The organism is Leptolyngbya iicbica LK (assembly GCF_004212215.1).
Taxonomy (GTDB): domain Bacteria; phylum Cyanobacteriota; class Cyanobacteriia; order Phormidesmidales; family Phormidesmidaceae; genus Halomicronema; species Halomicronema iicbica.
Map to the genome: position 1 here is coordinate 724,919 of NZ_QVFV01000002.1, position 16,366 is coordinate 741,284.

The 16,366-nt window shown below is 51.1% G+C and carries 12 protein-coding genes; 8 read left to right on the forward strand and 4 right to left on the reverse strand.

All coding sequences use genetic code 11. From position 1 onward, the window contains the following. Positions 1-7: 7 nt before the first annotated feature. The 4 genes from DYY88_RS10200 (at position 8) to DYY88_RS10215 (ending at position 8,773) form a co-directional block, all read left to right on the forward strand. Positions 8-4,015 (forward strand): Eco57I restriction-modification methylase domain-containing protein, encoded by a 4,008-nt coding sequence (locus DYY88_RS10200; protein ID WP_039728130.1) that lies wholly within the window; start codon positions 8-10, stop codon positions 4,013-4,015. A 57-nt stretch (positions 4,016-4,072) separates the two neighbouring features. Then, positions 4,073-8,077 carry an Eco57I restriction-modification methylase domain-containing protein gene (locus tag DYY88_RS10205; protein ID WP_039728129.1) on the forward strand — a complete coding sequence of 1,335 codons (4,005 nt, stop codon included), beginning with the start codon at positions 4,073-4,075 and terminating at the stop codon, positions 8,075-8,077. A 71-nt stretch (positions 8,078-8,148) separates the two neighbouring features. Then, positions 8,149-8,385 (forward strand): DUF2281 domain-containing protein, encoded by a 237-nt coding sequence (locus DYY88_RS10210; protein ID WP_039728128.1) that lies wholly within the window; start codon positions 8,149-8,151, stop codon positions 8,383-8,385. A 1-nt stretch (position 8,386) separates the two neighbouring features. Further along, positions 8,387-8,773 carry a type II toxin-antitoxin system VapC family toxin gene (locus tag DYY88_RS10215; protein ID WP_039728127.1) on the forward strand — a complete coding sequence of 129 codons (387 nt, stop codon included), beginning with the start codon at positions 8,387-8,389 and terminating at the stop codon, positions 8,771-8,773. 113 nt (positions 8,774-8,886) lie between these two features. On the opposite strand, the gene DYY88_RS10220 is transcribed toward DYY88_RS10215, so the two are convergent. Beyond that, positions 8,887-9,084: a ribbon-helix-helix domain-containing protein gene (locus DYY88_RS10220; protein WP_039728126.1), complete on the reverse strand. Its 198-nt coding sequence runs from the start codon at positions 9,082-9,084 to the stop codon at positions 8,887-8,889. Positions 9,085-9,206: 122 nt separating this feature from the next. On the opposite strand from DYY88_RS10220, the gene DYY88_RS10225 reads away from it, so the two are divergent. Together DYY88_RS10225 and DYY88_RS24480 are read left to right on the forward strand one after the other, a co-directional pair. Continuing rightward, positions 9,207-9,410, forward strand: coding sequence for a hypothetical protein (locus DYY88_RS10225; protein WP_039728125.1), 204 nt, complete (start codon positions 9,207-9,209; stop codon positions 9,408-9,410). Between the two features lie 2 nt (positions 9,411-9,412). After that, complete coding sequence (locus DYY88_RS24480; RefSeq protein ID WP_039728124.1) at positions 9,413-9,625, forward strand: hypothetical protein; 213 nt, start codon at positions 9,413-9,415, stop codon at positions 9,623-9,625. A 1,171-nt stretch (positions 9,626-10,796) separates the two neighbouring features. On the opposite strand, the gene cas12k (DYY88_RS10235) is transcribed toward DYY88_RS24480, so the two are convergent. Further along, positions 10,797-12,548, reverse strand: coding sequence for a type V CRISPR-associated protein Cas12k (gene cas12k, locus DYY88_RS10235; protein WP_165390112.1), 1,752 nt, complete (start codon positions 12,546-12,548; stop codon positions 10,797-10,799). Positions 12,549-12,559: 11 nt separating this feature from the next. Beyond that, complete coding sequence (gene cas12k / locus DYY88_RS10240; RefSeq protein ID WP_039728121.1) at positions 12,560-13,129, reverse strand: type V CRISPR-associated protein Cas12k; 570 nt, start codon at positions 13,127-13,129, stop codon at positions 12,560-12,562. Positions 13,130-13,261: 132 nt separating this feature from the next. Here cas12k (DYY88_RS10240) and DYY88_RS10245 point away from each other — a divergent pair, with 132 nt between their 5' ends. Together DYY88_RS10245 and DYY88_RS10250 are read left to right on the forward strand one after the other, a co-directional pair. After that, a complete protein-coding gene (locus tag DYY88_RS10245; RefSeq protein ID WP_039728120.1) occupies positions 13,262-13,510 on the forward strand; it encodes a hypothetical protein in 249 nt (82 codons plus the stop codon). Positions 13,511-13,564: 54 nt separating this feature from the next. Beyond that, positions 13,565-14,137: a hypothetical protein gene (locus tag DYY88_RS10250; RefSeq protein WP_039728119.1), complete on the forward strand. Its 573-nt coding sequence runs from the start codon at positions 13,565-13,567 to the stop codon at positions 14,135-14,137. Positions 14,138-14,155: 18 nt separating this feature from the next. On the opposite strand, the gene DYY88_RS10255 is transcribed toward DYY88_RS10250, so the two are convergent. After that, positions 14,156-16,243, reverse strand: coding sequence for a DNA phosphorothioation-associated putative methyltransferase (locus tag DYY88_RS10255; RefSeq protein WP_052288536.1), 2,088 nt, complete (start codon positions 16,241-16,243; stop codon positions 14,156-14,158). Positions 16,244-16,366 lie beyond the last annotated feature (123 nt).

Genomic DNA, 16,366 nt, shown 5'->3' on the forward strand with positions numbered 1-16,366 from the left:
TTTGACAATGCGCCATTCCAGGAACATCTTTACCACTGTCCGTTCAGAAGGAGCCATTCTCCCCAGTGACCTGCTCCAGCGGATTGTCAGTGGAGATAAAGGCCTGGATGGGTTGGATGCTAGGTCATTCCACCTGCTGGAAGGCGATCGCATCAACGAAGCCATCAACCGCTCCTGGAGCAGGCTGCGCGGTGCCTGGGTCAACTTCCAACATGCCCTGACCCAACTCTCCTCAGACGATGCCGCTACCCGCCTGACCCGTGAAAAATTTCTACTCCCGCTATTTCAAGAGTTAGGCTATGGTCGCCTGCCCCCAGCCTCAGCGATCGAGATCAGTGGCAAACGCTATGCCATCTCCCACGGTTGGCACCACACGCCTATCCATCTCGTTGGCTACCGGGTAGACCTGGATAAACGCTCCGCCGGGATTGCTGGTGCGGCCAAAAGTAGCCCCCATAGCCTGGTGCAAGAGCTGCTCAATCGTTCCAACCAGCATCTCTGGGCTTTCCTTGCCAATGGCCGTAGACTTCGCATCCTGCGCGATAACGCTAGCTTGACCCGACAAGCCTACGTCGAGTTTGACCTGGAAGCCATGATGGCTGGTGAAGTCTACGCTGATTTCGTACTGCTCTGGCTGCTGTGTCATCAATCGCGGGTAGAATCAGAGTCGCCTAGCAGGTGCTGGTTGGAACGATGGTCTCAGGTTGCGGACTCCCAAGGCACGCGGGCACTGGAGCAACTCCGCAAAGGCGTAGAAGTTGCCATCTCGACTTTAGGGCAGAGATTCCTCTCCCACCCTGCGAATCAGGAGCTGCGTCGGCTATTGCAAACTGGAGCACTGTCAGCTCAGGAATATAACCACCAGCTCAGGCGACTGGTTTATCGTCTGCTGTTCCTATTTGTTGTTGAAGACCGGGACGTTTTACTAGACCCCGCCGCTGCACCAGAAGCTAAGGAATGCTATCAGCGCTACTACTCCGTCAATCGTCTGCGCTCCCTGGCCGATCGCCATCGCGGAACCCGTCACCACGACCTTTATCTGGGGCTTCAGGTGGTCATGCAGCATCTAGGGGGCGAAGGCTGCCCTGCGCTGGGGCTGCCAGCTTTAGGCAGTTTCCTGTGGTCGAATGAGGCCACTCCTGCGCTTGATGGTTGTCAACTCGCCAATTCAGCCCTACTGGAAACCGTTCGGGCACTGGCGTTTATTTGCGATCGCAATGGCAGACGCCCCGTAGACTACAAAAATCTCCAATCCCGCGAGCTGGGCAGCATTTACGAATCCTTACTAGAGCTGCATCCCTACCTCAACATTGATGCCAAAACTTTCAAGCTTGAGACCGTCGAAGGCAATCGCCGCAAGACCACCGGCTGCTACTATACCCCCGAAAGCCTGGTTCAAACCCTGCTCCGAACCACTCTGAATCCGGTTTTAGACAGTGCTACACGTCAGCCAGACCCAGAAGCCGCCATTCTCAACCTTAAAATTTGCGACACCGCCTGTGGTAGCGGCCACTTTTTAACCGCTGCGGCCCAACGGATGGCCAAGCAGTTAGCTACCCTTCGCACCGGGGACGAAGAGCCAGGACTCGATGCCGTCCGTACTGCTCTACGCCAGGTCATTAGCCGCTGCATCTATGGGGTAGACGTGAACCGCATGGCGGTAGAGCTGTGTAAGGTGGCCCTATGGATGGAGGCTATGGAACCGGGGAAACCGCTGCCCTTCCTGGAACACCATATTCAATGGGGGAATTCTCTGATTGGGGCCACTCCTGCTCTGATGGCCAGGGGCATTCCCGATGATGTCTTTAAGCCCATTCGAGGGGACGACAAAGCCCTCTGCCGTGACCTCAAACGCCAGAACAAGCGGGAACGCGAGCAGGCCCAGCTTACCCTGGTTGATCCTTCCACACGCCCCTGGGAATGGTTGGAGGATATGGCCGCCTATGCGCCAGAACACCAACCCTGGCAACAGCTGGAAGAACTGGCCGCCCAGATGGCCGAGCTAGACGGCATCCCCGATGAAACCATCGCCCAGGTCCAGCTCAAGCAGCGGAAATACCAAGAACTCCTTGCCTCCACCGAGTACCGCTTCAGTCGATTTCGAGCTGATAGCTGGTGTGCCGCTTTTGTTTGGCGCAAAACGCCAGGGTTCGACTACGCCTTGACGGAGGAGGTCTTCCGCAAGATTAAGCAGAATCCCTACAATGCGGCTGATTGGCTCTGGGGAGAGGTGGAAAACCTCCAGGCTCAGTACCATTTCTTCCATTGGCATGTTGCCTTTGCCCATATTTTCCGTGTCCCCAAGCAGGCCGAAGCGGTTGAACACGAGCAGGCCGGGTGGTCCGGCGGCTTTGATGTGGAGCTGGGTAATACTCCCTGGGAGCGCATCAAAGTCCAGGAGCGAGAGTGGTTTGCCGCCTATCGCCCCGATATTTCCAATTCTGTGAATGCGACGCAACGAAAGCGGAAAATCCAGGCCCTCAAGACGGAAGATCCCGAACTCTATGGTCAGTTCATGGAGCGCTGCCGTCAATCTGATGGAGAAAGCCACTTCATCCACCATTCGGGCAAGTATCCCCTCTGCGGTCGGGGCGACATCAATACCTTTGCCGTCTTTGCCGAAATCAACCGCCTACTGCTGCAGCCCAACGGAAGGCTCGGCTGCATTGTGCCTTCCAGCATGGCCACTGCCGATACCACCAAATATTTCTTCCAGGATCTGATGGCGTCGAAGGCCTTAGTCAGCTACTACGACTTTGAGAACCGGGCCAAAATCTTCTTCCCTGCCGTAGACTCCCGGATGCGGTTTGCCCTGATGACCCTCACCGGCAGCCAACAGCCCGTAGAGCAGGCCGACTTTGTGTTCTTTGCCCACCGCATCGAAGACCTGGCCCAGAGCGATCGCCACATCCATCTCACCCTCGACGACATCAACCTGCTCAACCCCGGCACCAAGACCTGTCCCACCTTTCGATCGCAACGGGAATTTGCTATTGCCAGGCAGGTTTACCAAACGATTCCCGTGCTGGGACAGTCAGATCACCAGGGCGATCGCTGGCAGCTTCGCATCACCCAGGGACTCTTCAGCCAGACAGCCGATATCGGTCTGCTCCAGCCTGCTACTGCCATTGACTCCGACCAGACAGATCTCATCCGCTGCTACGAAGCCCGCATGATCAGCAGCTTTAACCATCGGGAAGGCTCAGCCGGTATTACCGACAAAAACACGTTCCGCACTGGCGTCAGCATTGCCATTTCCGATGAAGAGCGTACCGATCCCCACTTCCTAGCCCAGTCCCGCTACTGGGCATCTCCCCAAGACACGGCTCAGCGCCTTCCCAAGGACTATCCTTACCAGTGGCTGATGGGGTTTAAGGATGTCACCAGCGCCACCAACACCCGCACCATGATTGCCTGTGTTCTGCCGAAAACAGCGGTATTGTGCAGCATCCGAGTGGTGTTTTTAGAAGATTACCGAGACGCCACTCCCGGCGGCCTGCTCAGCCTGCTCGCTAACTGGAACAGCTTTTGCTTTGACTTTTTCTGTCGCCAAAGCACCCCTGGCAATCACCTGTCTGACTACATCGTTCGCCAACTGCCGACCCTGCCACCTTCCACCTATCAGCAGCCCTGTCCCTGGGATGCCGTCCTCACCCTGGAAGACTGGATTCTACCTCGGGTTCTAGAGTTGACTTATACCGCTTGGGATTTGGAGGGATTTGCAAAAGACTGTGGCTACGAAGCCGCACCCTTCCCCTGGAATCTCGATCGTCGCTCATGGCTCCAGGCTGAACTTGACGCAGCGTTCTTCCACCTCTACAGCATCCAGCGAGAGGATGTGGACTTCATGCTGGAGAGCTTTCCTATTGTGAAGCGTAAAGATCAACAAAAGCTGGGTTGCTTCCAAACTAAGTCCCGCATCCTGCACATCTATGATTGGCTAACAACAGCCATACAGTCCGGGAGTGCTTACCACAGGAATCTCGAGGCATCCATGAAAGACCACTTTCCCTGAGCCTCGCAATCGATCTACGGCCATTCTGATGATTTCGCATCCTATAATAACTCTGCTATGAAAGTTCGCGCCAAAAATATTTTTACGACGGTTCGTTCAGAGGGGGCTATCCTTCCCAGTGATCTGCTTCAGCGGGTTGTAGATAGTGAAAAAAGTCTCAAGGGCCTGACTCCGGCTGCCTATCACCTGCTAGAAGGGGAGAAGCTCAACGAAGCCATCAACCGTTCCTGGAGTCGTTTGCGTGGGGCCTGGGCTAGCTTTCAAGGGGCGTTGGAAAGGCTGCCTGAGTCAGACGCGGCGACCAAAGTGACCCGCGATCGCATCCTTTTGCCGCTTTTCCAGGAGCTGGGCTACGGACGGCTAACCACCACCCGCGCCATTGAGATTGAGGGCAAGGCTTACCCCATCTCCCACCTCTGGCAAAACACGCCAATTCATCTGGTGGGCTACCGGGTAGATCTGGATAAGCGCACCGCTGGCGTTGCCGGAGCCGCCCGCAGCAGCCCCCACAGTCTGGTGCAGGAGTTTTTGAACCGCTCGGATGATCACCTTTGGGCGTTTGTTTCCAATGGGCGACGGCTGCGAATTCTGCGGGACAATGCCAGCCTCACTCGCCAGGCTTATGTAGAGTTTGACCTGGAAGCCATGATGGCCGGGGAAGTCTATGCCGATTTTGTGCTGCTGTGGCTGCTGTGTCACCAGTCGCGGGTAGAAGCGGAAAAGCCGGAACAGTGCTGGCTGGAGGTCTGGTCGAAAACGGCTGACGACCAAGGCAAGCGAGCTTTGGATGCTCTACGGGATGGGGTGGAAGCCGCGATCGCATCCCTGGGCCAGGGCTTTTTGACCCACTCGGCTAACCGTACCCTGCGGCACAAGCTCCAGTCTGGCGAGCTGCCCACCCAGGACTACTACCGCCAACTACTGCGGCTGGTCTATCGCCTGCTGTTTCTGTTCGTTGCCGAGGACCGGGAACTACTGCTCGACCCCAACGCGGAACCTGCCGCGAAGGATCGCTACACCCTCTATTACTCCACTGCTCGCCTGCGCACCCTGGCAGAAAAGCGTCGGGGCACCCGCCACAGCGACCTGTTCCATGGTCTGCGTCTGGTAATGGAGAAGCTTAGCAGCCGGTCTGGTTGCCCTGAGCTAGCTCTACCCGCTCTGAATGGATTTCTATGGTCAGAAGAAGCAACCAGTGATCTAGAAGTCTGTCAGATTGCCAATTTAGACTTACTCAAAGCGGTCAGGGCTTTAGCCTTCATCACCGATCAGCATGGGCGACGGGCGGTTGATTATAAGAACCTACAGTCTGAGGAATTAGGGAGTGTCTATGAGTCTCTGCTAGAACTACAGCCCGAACTCAATATCAGTGCTGGAACGTTTGAGCTGAAAACGGTAGGTGGGAATGAGCGTAAAACAACCGGCAGCTATTACACCCCAGATAGCTTAGTTCAGTGCTTACTGGATTCAGCATTAGATCCTGTGTTAGATGAGGCCGTTCGACAGCCAGATCCCGAAGCCGCCATCCTGGCGTTAAGGGTTTGCGACCCCGCATGTGGCAGTGGTCATTTTCTGATTGCGGCTGCCCACCGTATTGCTAAACGACTAGCCGCAGTGAGAACTGGGGATGAAGAACCTGCCCCCGAAGCTAGATATACAGCCATTCGCGATGTCATTGGTTACTGCATCTATGGCGTTGACATTAACCCCATGGCAGTCGAACTCTGCAAAGTGGCTCTCTGCATGGAAGCTGTTGAACCAGGAAGACCCCTGCCATTCATAGAACACCATATTCGCCAAGGAAACTCGCTCCTCAATGCGACACCAAGACTGATAGGTAGAGGAATCCCAGATGAGGCGTTTAAGCCGATTGAAGGGGATGACAAGTCTGTTTGCAGTCAATTTAGGAAACGGAATAAGAAGGAGCGTGAAAAGCAGCAGTTAACTCTAGTAGACCCTGCTCAGCGTCCATGGGAGTGGTTAGAGGACGTCACCGTCTATGCCCCAGAACTTCAGCCTTGGAAACAGCTGGAAGAGATGGCAGCCCGAATGGAGGAATTGGATGACTTACCAGGCGATACTCTCGCAGACATTTATCTGAAGCAGCAGAAACATAGAGAACTGCTTGAGTCAACTGAATATAAATTCACCTCATTTAGAGCGGATGTCTGGTGCTCAGCGTTTGTAATGAGGAAAGTGAGTGACTTCGAGTATTTGATGACTGAAGAAGTTTTTCGCAAAATAAAACAAAATCCTCTAAATGCACCGAAATGGTTGGCGAATGAAGTTGCGAAGCTGAAGGCTCAATATCATTTCTTTCATTGGCATGTTGCCTTTCCTCACATCTTTCAGGTACCGAAGCACGAAGAAGAGGCCCATCAACAGGAAATGGGCTGGAGTGGGGGATTTGATGTGGTGCTAGGAAATCCTCCTTGGGAAAAGCTCCAAACCGAAGAGTTACAGTTTTTCGCAGCAAGGAATCCTGCAATTGCAAGCTTAAGAGGAGCAATAAGAAAATTAGCAATTAAGCGGTTGCAAGAAGTAGACCCTTCCTTAGCATCTGCTTGGGCTCAACAAAGAAGATTTGATGCGGCCATGATTGGATTCATCCGAAACTCTAAATCTTATCCTTTAACAGGAGTGGGGAAATTTAATACCTTCGCGCTTTTTTCAGAACAAAACAGAAAAATCGCTTCTGAACAAGGCCGGATTGGCTGCATTGTACCTTCTGGAATTGCTACCGATGATACAACTAAACTGTTTTTTCAGGATCTTATTAAAAAATCAGCTTTGATTAGTCTATACGACTTTGAAAATAGAGAGGAGATATTTACTGGCGTACATAGAAGTTACAAATTTTGTCTGTTAACCCTTCATGGATCGGTGAGGAATCCTGAGGACGAAACTGAAATGGTATTTTTTGCCCTTCAAGTGGAAGACATACGTAATCCAGAAAAGAATTTCACCCTTAGCACCAAGGATTTTTTAAACCTCAATCCGAACACTCTAACTTGCCCTACCTTTAGATTCCAAAAAGATGCTGAAATAAACAAATCAATTTATCGTAAGATCCCTGTATTGTTAAACGAATCCTCAGATGTCAAAAACTTTTACAAGCCGAAAGTTTGGAGGCTTCTGAACACAACAGATGACAGCAGCAATTTCGTAAAACTAGAAGATGGCTATATCAAAGAAGGCATCATTCCTGTCATTGAAGCAAAAATGATCCACCAGTTCGATCACAGATTTTCAATTTATGAGAGCGATAAAAATTCGGAAGTCAAGACTAGAGAAACGTCTATCCTTGAAAAGGAGAACCCAGATTTTTTGTCGACAGCTAGACACTACATCAAAGACTTCTTTTTTAGGAAAAGAATCGCAGAAGAATATTGTGATAAAGGATGGTTTTTTACTGCGAGAAATATAGCTCGCTCCACTGACGAAAGAACTGTTATATCTGCCATCCTTCCAAAGGTTGCTAGTTGTGAGATGACACCTTACATAGAAGTAGGAGCGGGGATAGAATCAGCAACCTTTTTGTGTGGTGTACTAAATAGTTTTGTTTTGGATTATGCTGCTCGCCAAAAGGTAGGTGGTACTCATTTAAGCTACTTTATCCTTTATCAGCTACCTGTAGTAGCACCTGCTGAGTTTGATGTCTTTCTGATAGATTTTTTTGCCAATAGAGTCTTAGAACTCACTTATACCTCCTGGGATCTCCAACCCTTTGCCCAAGATTGCGGCTACGAAGGCCCACCCTTCAAATGGGACGAAGACCGCCGCTTCCTACTCCGCTGCGAACTCGACGCCGCCTACTTCCACCTCTACGGCATCCAGCGCGACGACGTTGACTACATTATGGAAACCTTTCCCATCGTCAAACGCAAAGATGAAAAAGCCCACGGCCACTACCGCACCAAAGACACCATCCTCCAAATCTACGACGCCATGGCTACTGCCATAGCTAGCGGTCAACCCTACCAAACTCTCCTCAACCCACCCCCCGCCGACCCTCGCGTAGCGCATCCACCGAGGGAGCCAGGAATCAGGAGTAGCGACTAGAGCAGTCGTGAGTAGAGTGCTAATAGGTTATCGAAATTATTTTGCCTAGAACATAGCCCCGGAGACGAATCATGCCCGAATTTGAGCAACTGAGAGACGACATTTCTACCCTGCCTGCCATAGCCCAACAGCTCGTGGTAGATTTCGTTGCCTTCCTGAAGCAGCGTTATGCCTCACCCGAGCCCACAACCCACCAACCTCTGAACCTCGAAAACGAACCCTTCGTCGGCATGTGGAGCGATCGGGCCGAAATGGCAGACAGCACTGCCTGGGTAAGGCAAATTCGGCAACAACACTGGCGCAGTTGAGATGGCTCAAATTCTGGTCGATACCGACATCCTCATTGATGTTGCCAACAATGATGCGATCGCCGTAGAGCGCCTCGCCAACGAGAGCCGATCCTCCACTTTGGCCGTTTCTAGCATCACCGTCATGGAGCTAACCGTTGGGTGCCGCAATAAAACTGAACTACAGGCCCTCAACCGCTTCCTGGCTCAATTTCAGGTGCTGACGTTGACTACCCAGAGCAGCGAGATTGCCACCCAGCTGCTGCAAGAGTATTTTCTCAGCCACGGTCTTCTGATCGCTGATGCTCTGATTGCTGCAACCGCGATCAGTAATCAAATTTCTCTACTCAGCAAAAACCAAAGCGACTTCCGCTTCATTCAACAGCTCAACCTGATGCCGTATCCTTGAATCCTCCTCTTGATAAAGGGACGGATCTGCCAGAAGCATCCTGATGGCTGAGTTGCTTTTTAGCCAACTTTCAAAAGTTGCCGTACAGATAATATTTATCTTTTCGATGCCGACTAACCAATTTCATCGAGTTGGTCGAGGTTGAACTTCTGGATGATTTCCTGCTGTTCTGCCTCATTCAGCCAGGAGTCAATCGCTTCATTCACGATCGCATTCACCGAAGAGTCCTTGATACCCGAGATCGCTTTCAATAAGCGATCGGTCTCTTCAGGAATGTATACCCGGATTTGTGGTTTGGCTGACTTAGGCACTCGCTCAGCGACCTCTAAGGCGACTTACCTATATTCCTTGCTTTAGTAAATCAAATCTAGGGATATTGCCTTTATAAGGCAATTGCCTTATTTTGTTTTCATTGCCAGAGCTTTCAGATCTGATGACGGTTGATCTGGAGCTGTTATTTGTGGAGTCAATCATGATCACCCTCACCTCCGATGAGGTCGTCCTCATCAAAACCATCCTGACGGCCCTCAGAGGCATCAAAGTTCGCGATATCGACCGAGCGCTGCTCATTCTCAGTAAGAACGATAGTTCTCGTAGGTCTGCTTCGGAAACACCTGAAACTACCGATGAGGTATAGCCATGTTGGTTCTCAATGACGCTCAAGCGCTACTGGTAGAAAGCTTGCTTACGAAGATGCTGATCAGAGATCCCTACTCAGTAGCTGAATTGGAGGAAGCGCTTACTTGGTTTCAAGGGGAGGGCGATCGTCGGGTTGTTTCATGTCCTTTTGAGCAAGTGTGGAGCCGGAATTTAGCTCAAGAAATTGTTCGAGAACTACGCAACCAAAGCTGAGCAGACCATGTGTCCCTAGTTGCGCTATCCATATTCCAGTCCTCTGCATCCTCCAGATCAAACTCTGAACCTGCTGCCAATTTGGTTCCTTTAAGAGAGGCATATGGGGGATTTTTGCTCGAATGATACACAGTGTGGAAGGCTGACGCTCATTCTTCATCGGGCCATATCTGGTATAAAACTGGTATAAACTCCTAAACCGTTCTCTGGGAGCCTTATATACTAAGAATTGAAGTCAGCTTCCCAAGCTGAATGTCGACGGTTCGAGTCCGTTCACCCGCTTCTTATCATTATGTGCATGTCCATTAAAGAATTATTTTTCCAGATTTAAAGGATTAATTTCCAAAATCGACGAGAGAATGGGCGTTACAGGCGATCTCATTCCAAAAAACAAGGTCTTTGATGTTATCTCGCCTGATTTTAGCCAGATTTAAAGGATTAATTTCCAATTTTGGGAAGCTGACGTTCCTTTCACTCCATCAAAGTCTGATGGCTATACAAGGCTTACTTACTCTTAGTCTGGACAAAGGTATTCCATCCCATCGGCATTGAAATGCAGGGATGAAACAGCCACAAAAAGAATCAGCTGAAGTTCGTCTTTCAACTTTCATCCCATCGGCATTGAAATGCAGGGATGAAACCCAACTTCTGATTGATTAACGATGAGTTCATGCCGTCTTTCATCCCATCGGCATTGAAATGCAGGGATGAAACCCTGCGACCTGTAAACCTTGCACAGCCAGTTCTCTAACCAGAAATTTGGCAAACCTCCGAAGAGGAGGTCATAAAAAGGATTCAGAAGAAGCTCATCGTATTGGATTTCTCCCAAAACCTCGCCATGCAGTGGTTTCCAGAAATGGCAAACCTCCTAGGAAAACCATCCATGCTTAGGTTTGCCAAAAGGTGACGGGTCCCCTTGCCCGGGGCTTTTTGGTAGCTGCCATGACACGTACGCCTGTGTCCCTATAATTAAAAGCGAGACCGTTAACTACAGAAACATTGCCCCTTGGATGCTGGCGCGACCCAACATCTGAAATGCAGCAAGCTGCACAAGAGAGCAGACAACTACAGCAGGCTGGAAAGCAAATAAACTCACCCTGCACTTATCGAAAGTCCCTAAAGAACTGACGCGCAAAAGAATATTAATCTTTTCAAGGTTCAAATGTCTACGCTATGTGGTTGCACTCGTGATGACGGCCATGGCCTTCTCTTGCTCGTTGCCGTGTTTGGGCTGCCATCCTTTATAAATCACAATCCCTTGCTGTTTGGCAGCCTCGGTGATGTACTGTCCTAGCCGTCCAAAACTCCAACGATGAAACTCACGTCGATATTGCTTTGCATACTGAGCTTGGAGTTTTTTATGGTGGGGATGCTTCTTTTTAGCTCTTGCCTGAATATCACTCTCTACGCCTTCGCGGATATTTTGCAGCCCTGGAAGTACGATCGCTATGGCTTGCCGACGAACTGCTAATTCAGTCACTCTGGCCGCAATCAGGCGATCTAAGTAATCTCCCAACTGTGACTCGGCATCGTGCTGATGATAGTCGCCCTGCTTTTGCTCCTCTGGTCGCTGGTAGAGGTTGTAATGTCGCTGTCGTCGCCACCGACGTAAGAGCTGTTGCTGTTCATGCTGAAGTTTAACGATGCTCTGTTTATTACGGGGAGAGATGATGCCTCGCCTTTTCAGGAGTGATTCGGTAGAGCAACATTCTAAAACCTGGTTTTTCTCCTTATTAAACACGACAACAGTTACGGGCTCGTGGCGACTGAGACTAACGCCTAAAACAATGTTGGGGTTTGGCTGATAGATTTGGCATTCAGGCCGTTCAGGAGGGCGATTCCTTTCTAATCGGCTAATGCTGGTTTGTTTGGCTTTGAAGCGTGCCTTCTCATTCTCCGTCAAAGTGATGGATGGGTCACCTGCCTGTCGTTCTTTGATCTTCTCAACCGATTTTTGGGCGGCCTCAAGTTTTTGCAAGCGAACTTGTTCTGTCCCTTGCTGAGTCAAGAGGCGACTGTCAAAAGTGCAGTGCAGATAAAGTCGGTGTGTCTCCCAGGGATAATCAATGAGGCAGACTTTGTTTTGCTCTAGCAACTCCCTAAGGCGAGAGTCCTTGCGCAGCGAAGCTTTCTGGCGGTTCTTACGATTCGCAGAAGCCTCAGGATCAGCCTTCCAAATTAAGCAAGCAGAGCGCAATGCGCACAATCCCTCCCCAAACTTCTCGTCTTTGGGAAGTAGCTTATTACTAATGTAATCAGTCGAAAATTGACGAAAAATCTTTAACTGTCGTCGATCGCATTGAATCCTTAACTTGTGCTCGTCAAGTCCCTTAAAACGAACCTGCAGCCGTTCATTAGGACGCTTTGATTTGCGTGACTTTTTCTGGGCAGATACGGTTGTAGCAGAGGTCGTGTTGTCCAGAATATCCCAATAGAGATCACTAGCGCTTCCAAACAAGATTGGATAAGGCAGCGTATTTAGCTCAGAAATCTGTTTTTGGATACGCCATTCGTCAAACTCTTCGGGGTCCCAATGTTCAGGGGAACAGTCTGGCAGGGCAACGGCTATTTCCAACTTTTCCACAAACCGCTCATGGTTCGGATCACGCCCCTTCGGCAAACGGCTCTGTAGTTGCTCAGTCAGACGTTCAATTTCAATCCGTTTTCTGTCAATGACGTGTTGAATAGTGTCAGGAGTATCTTCTTCCTCAATAACCTTTAAATCATGGCGTAGAAGATGGCAAATCGCTCGACGTTCCAACTCCTGAGTCGTTTCTTCGTAGCGGTCGAGCAGGTACTTTAATAGTGATTTCGGCTTCTTACAGCCTTTTCCAGTCTCGTGAGATACACTTAGTATGTTTTGGAATTTGCTAAGAGACAGGGATGAAAGCTTACTCTNNNAGGAAGTTTCTTTGACAGACATTAAAAACTGGTTTACAAATTGCTGCTACTGCACCTCACTAGAGTGAGAAATGCTGTATGTTGTTTTGATTTCTTGCCTTTTTTAGTTATTTCGGATGGCGGAGGTTCTAAATCTTGCTCAGCCTGTTCGAGAATTTGCCGAGCCGTAGCTTGCACCGTTTCAAGGCTCAAGTCACTAGACAAGATCGATTTGAGGTCACCTTCAATCGCTGCTAACCATCGACGCTTTCCCTCTAGTTGCCACTGGCGTCTCTTTTGTAGTGCTAACCAGGACTTGTAGACGTAGCAAACGATTAATTCTGCAGAAGTCAAAAAACGCTTGGGCAACCCTGCATAATCAGGCTTGGTCTTGAGAGGCTTCAACACGATACGAACAGCTTCGCGGTCAATCGTTCCTCTGCGTTGCCACTGTGGAAATTCGGGACGGTTAGGGACGGCTTCCAGGAGCTCATTAACCAACAGCGTATAGCTGACAATCGTTTCCCAGAAGTAACGCCGTGTCTCGGGGCTAGCGCACAGACAGCACATGATGGTTTTCATATATGCGGGAAGATTAGGCTGACTCATTTCCCGAGTTTCCATCTGAAACAACTGGGATTCACTCTACCTCTAAACTTGCCATAATGGCAAGTACACTTGCTTCTGTATTGTGCTCTGAATACTTCTCGGTAAGACTGATAAGCGTTGTTGTGCTGGTTACAGGCAAGCCACCGGATGGAGTTAGAAGCCTTTCTCAATAGTTGGAATGTTACGCGGGAAGAACTGGCATTCATTTGTGATTGTTCGTTGACGACTGTTAACCACTGGTTTTCTCAAGGGGAACATCGCCGGGTACCCAGCGAGGGGCATAAGCAACGGCTAGCGATCGCTCATCATATTTGGGTGACTGTAGCGACTGAGCCCAGCTATCTCCTCACCCTCAGAACTATGTACCATCCTGAGCGGCGCAAAACCGTTTTGTAGATATTGCCAATTGGCAAAGCTTTGGCAAGGGATGCTAGGACAAAAAAATCTGATATGCGAAACAGGCTGATAGGGCGATATCTAACGCTAGAAGAGTTTTGCACCTGTACACAGACTTATTGCAAGTATGCTAACCAGATTGATCCCTATCCGAAAAACTGGAAGGAGACCATTCAGGCGCTAGAAGCCTTGTGCAAGCACATCATTGATCCGGTGATTGATGCGTTTGGACGAGAGCGTTTTCAACTCACCTATGGGTTTTGCTCAGCGGATTTGAAGCAGTGGCTGGCGAAGGAGGATCCAGTGACGGGGAGGAAAAATGGCCGAGTGAGCCCGAATCTGGATCAGCACATGGCCCATGAAGTGAATCGGAACGGGAAGTACTACTGCTCACGGTTAGGGGCAGCGTGCGATTTTAGGATTGTGGATTTGCCGAGTGATGAGTTGGTGGAGTGGATTGTGGTGCAGGGTTTGCCGTTTGACTCGCTGTATTTTTATGGGGCGGAGTGCCCGATTCACATCAGCTATGGACCACAGCATAAGCGCGATATTTGGGCATTTACTGATAAGGGTACGCCCACTCGAAGGGGAGTTGAGCATTGGCAAGCACGTCTCGAAGCGGTCTGATTTGCTTTACTACGCTGGCTAAGACAACCGCCCTGCCTGCTTCTGGTACTTAGTGGCATCTTTACGCCAGACTACTCGATGGCCTCGCAATTCTGCTCCACGCTCGGCTAAGCACTGCTCCCAACCGCGACGGTCAAAGATAGTCTTGGGGTCTTCCAGCAAGCCCCATTTTCGCTCTTGCTGGCTGAGCTTGGCAAACTTGGCATAGCCCGGATAGTCATCGGTCACGAGCTGATCCTTTTGGTGCAGCAGGGGCGGATTGTCCGGGTCGTAGTCGCGGTAGCGGACGTGCAGATCGCGGAGGTCGATCGCCATGCTGGTATGCAGTGCCGGGTGCGGCTCCTGGTCAAAGTCGGGATAGAACAGATAGGTGATCTGGGGCTTCTGGACATGGAACTTCACGACTGTGGCTTCTTCGGGACGTCCGATGGTACGGGAGGCGCAGCCTTCGTAGAGGCGCAGCAGGGGATCAAGTTGATCCAGGACAGTGACATGCACCCAAAGGGAATTGGGGCGCTGCTGACCGATGGTCCTACCGGACCTGTCTCCGACCAACGCACTTTGACGGCATCGTTCTTCAATCAGCTCTGTGCGCCCTAAGCTCATCAGCATCAGGTCAGCGGCAGTACAGGCTTGCTGATAGCTGCCGAAGAGGGCTTTGATGTCGGTGCAGATGGTGGGTGAGAGGTCTTTAAATTTGGGGCGTTTGCCGAAGTGGCTGAGGGCCAGGTACACCAGCAGATCATTGCGGCGTTTGTCGGAGATGGCATCCCATTCTCCGGCATCGGTGGCTTGCAGGATGATCTTAAACGCTCGCTTGATGCTACCAAACTCCGACTGAAGCGGCCCTAGGGCACCCTGGTCGAGTTCTTCCACCGCCGGGAGGCGACCGCGATCAGTGTAGAAGTCCATCAGCGGTTGCAGCAGCTCGCGGTATTCCTCAAACTTGTTGACCTTGAGGCGGATGCGGGGAGCGGTAGCACGGGAGCGGAAGCGGGAGGCGCGAAAAACTTCGGCCTGGGCTTCATCCCGAAAGACGAAGTAGATGCCAAGGGCAACGGGAATGGCATCAACACCCAAAACCTGGTCGATGTAGGCTTTGAGTTCTTCCTGCTCGTAGTACTTCTGAAAGGTATTGCGGCTGGTGATGATGCCGTCGCTATAGGCAATGACGCCGCGAGTGCGATCGCTGATCAACACTTGAGCGGCGACAATCAATACCTTCTGAGCCAGGCTCCAGGCATTGATGAGGGCTTCCCGGCGCTCAGCGGTGTCTTCAATGACGTTGATGACGTAGCCGAGATTTACCACATCGGCAGATATATGGGCTTCATCGGGGCGGTAGTAAGGATCCCAACCCGCGCTGGTGAGCCCCAACCGCTTGATGTACTCAATGTCGGCACCGTGACCGCAGCCGTAGTCGAAGTAGGTGGTATCGGGTGGGAAGAGTCCAGCTTCAACAGCAAGACGGACAGGTTTGGAGGCGCTGGCGCGGGCGATCGCGGCTCTATGTCTTTGAATCTTAGGCTTGGCTTTTTGTGCAGCCTTTAGGGGACAGGCCAGTGCATGGTTGTGGATTTCCAAACCCTGCTGGGTCAGGCGCTTTTCCCAGTTGAGGAGGGTGCCGATTTCTCGGGAGTTGTCGAGTAGCCCCATCGCCACTTGCTGTTGGGTCAGGTGGGCAAAGCGGCTGTAGGAAGGATGGTCAGGGGCGAGAAAGGTCTCTTTGCGGTGGAGGAGTGGAGGGTTCGGGGTGTCGCTGTAGTCGCGAGTCTCAACGGTGCCAGCTTGCCAATCGACGACGTTGCTGGTGTGTAGTAGGGGATGGGGTTCCTGGTCGAAGTCTGGATAGTAGAGGTAGGAAAGCTTGGGCTGGTCGAAGTGGAACTTGATCAGGGTGAAGGATAGTTCGGCATCGATCAGGCGTCGGGCTGCCTGCTCTTGGTGAAAGAGGCATTCATCCAGATAGGGCAGCGCCGAGTGATGAATATAGAAGGCGTTGGGTAAGCACTTCCCAATCTGGCTCTGCTGGCAAAGCTGCATGATATCGACCGGCGATCGCTCGCTGGTGGTTAGCGCTTGCCTGACATTCAAACCCTTGCTCATGTGCAGTCCACTTGTACGGAACTTGCTGGAGACCCACTCAGCTGTATTGGCTTCCTTCAATAAGAAGTGACTAGGGATAGTGTTTTGCCGCTAGAATAGCGCTACCTAAGCTCTATCTGCTGT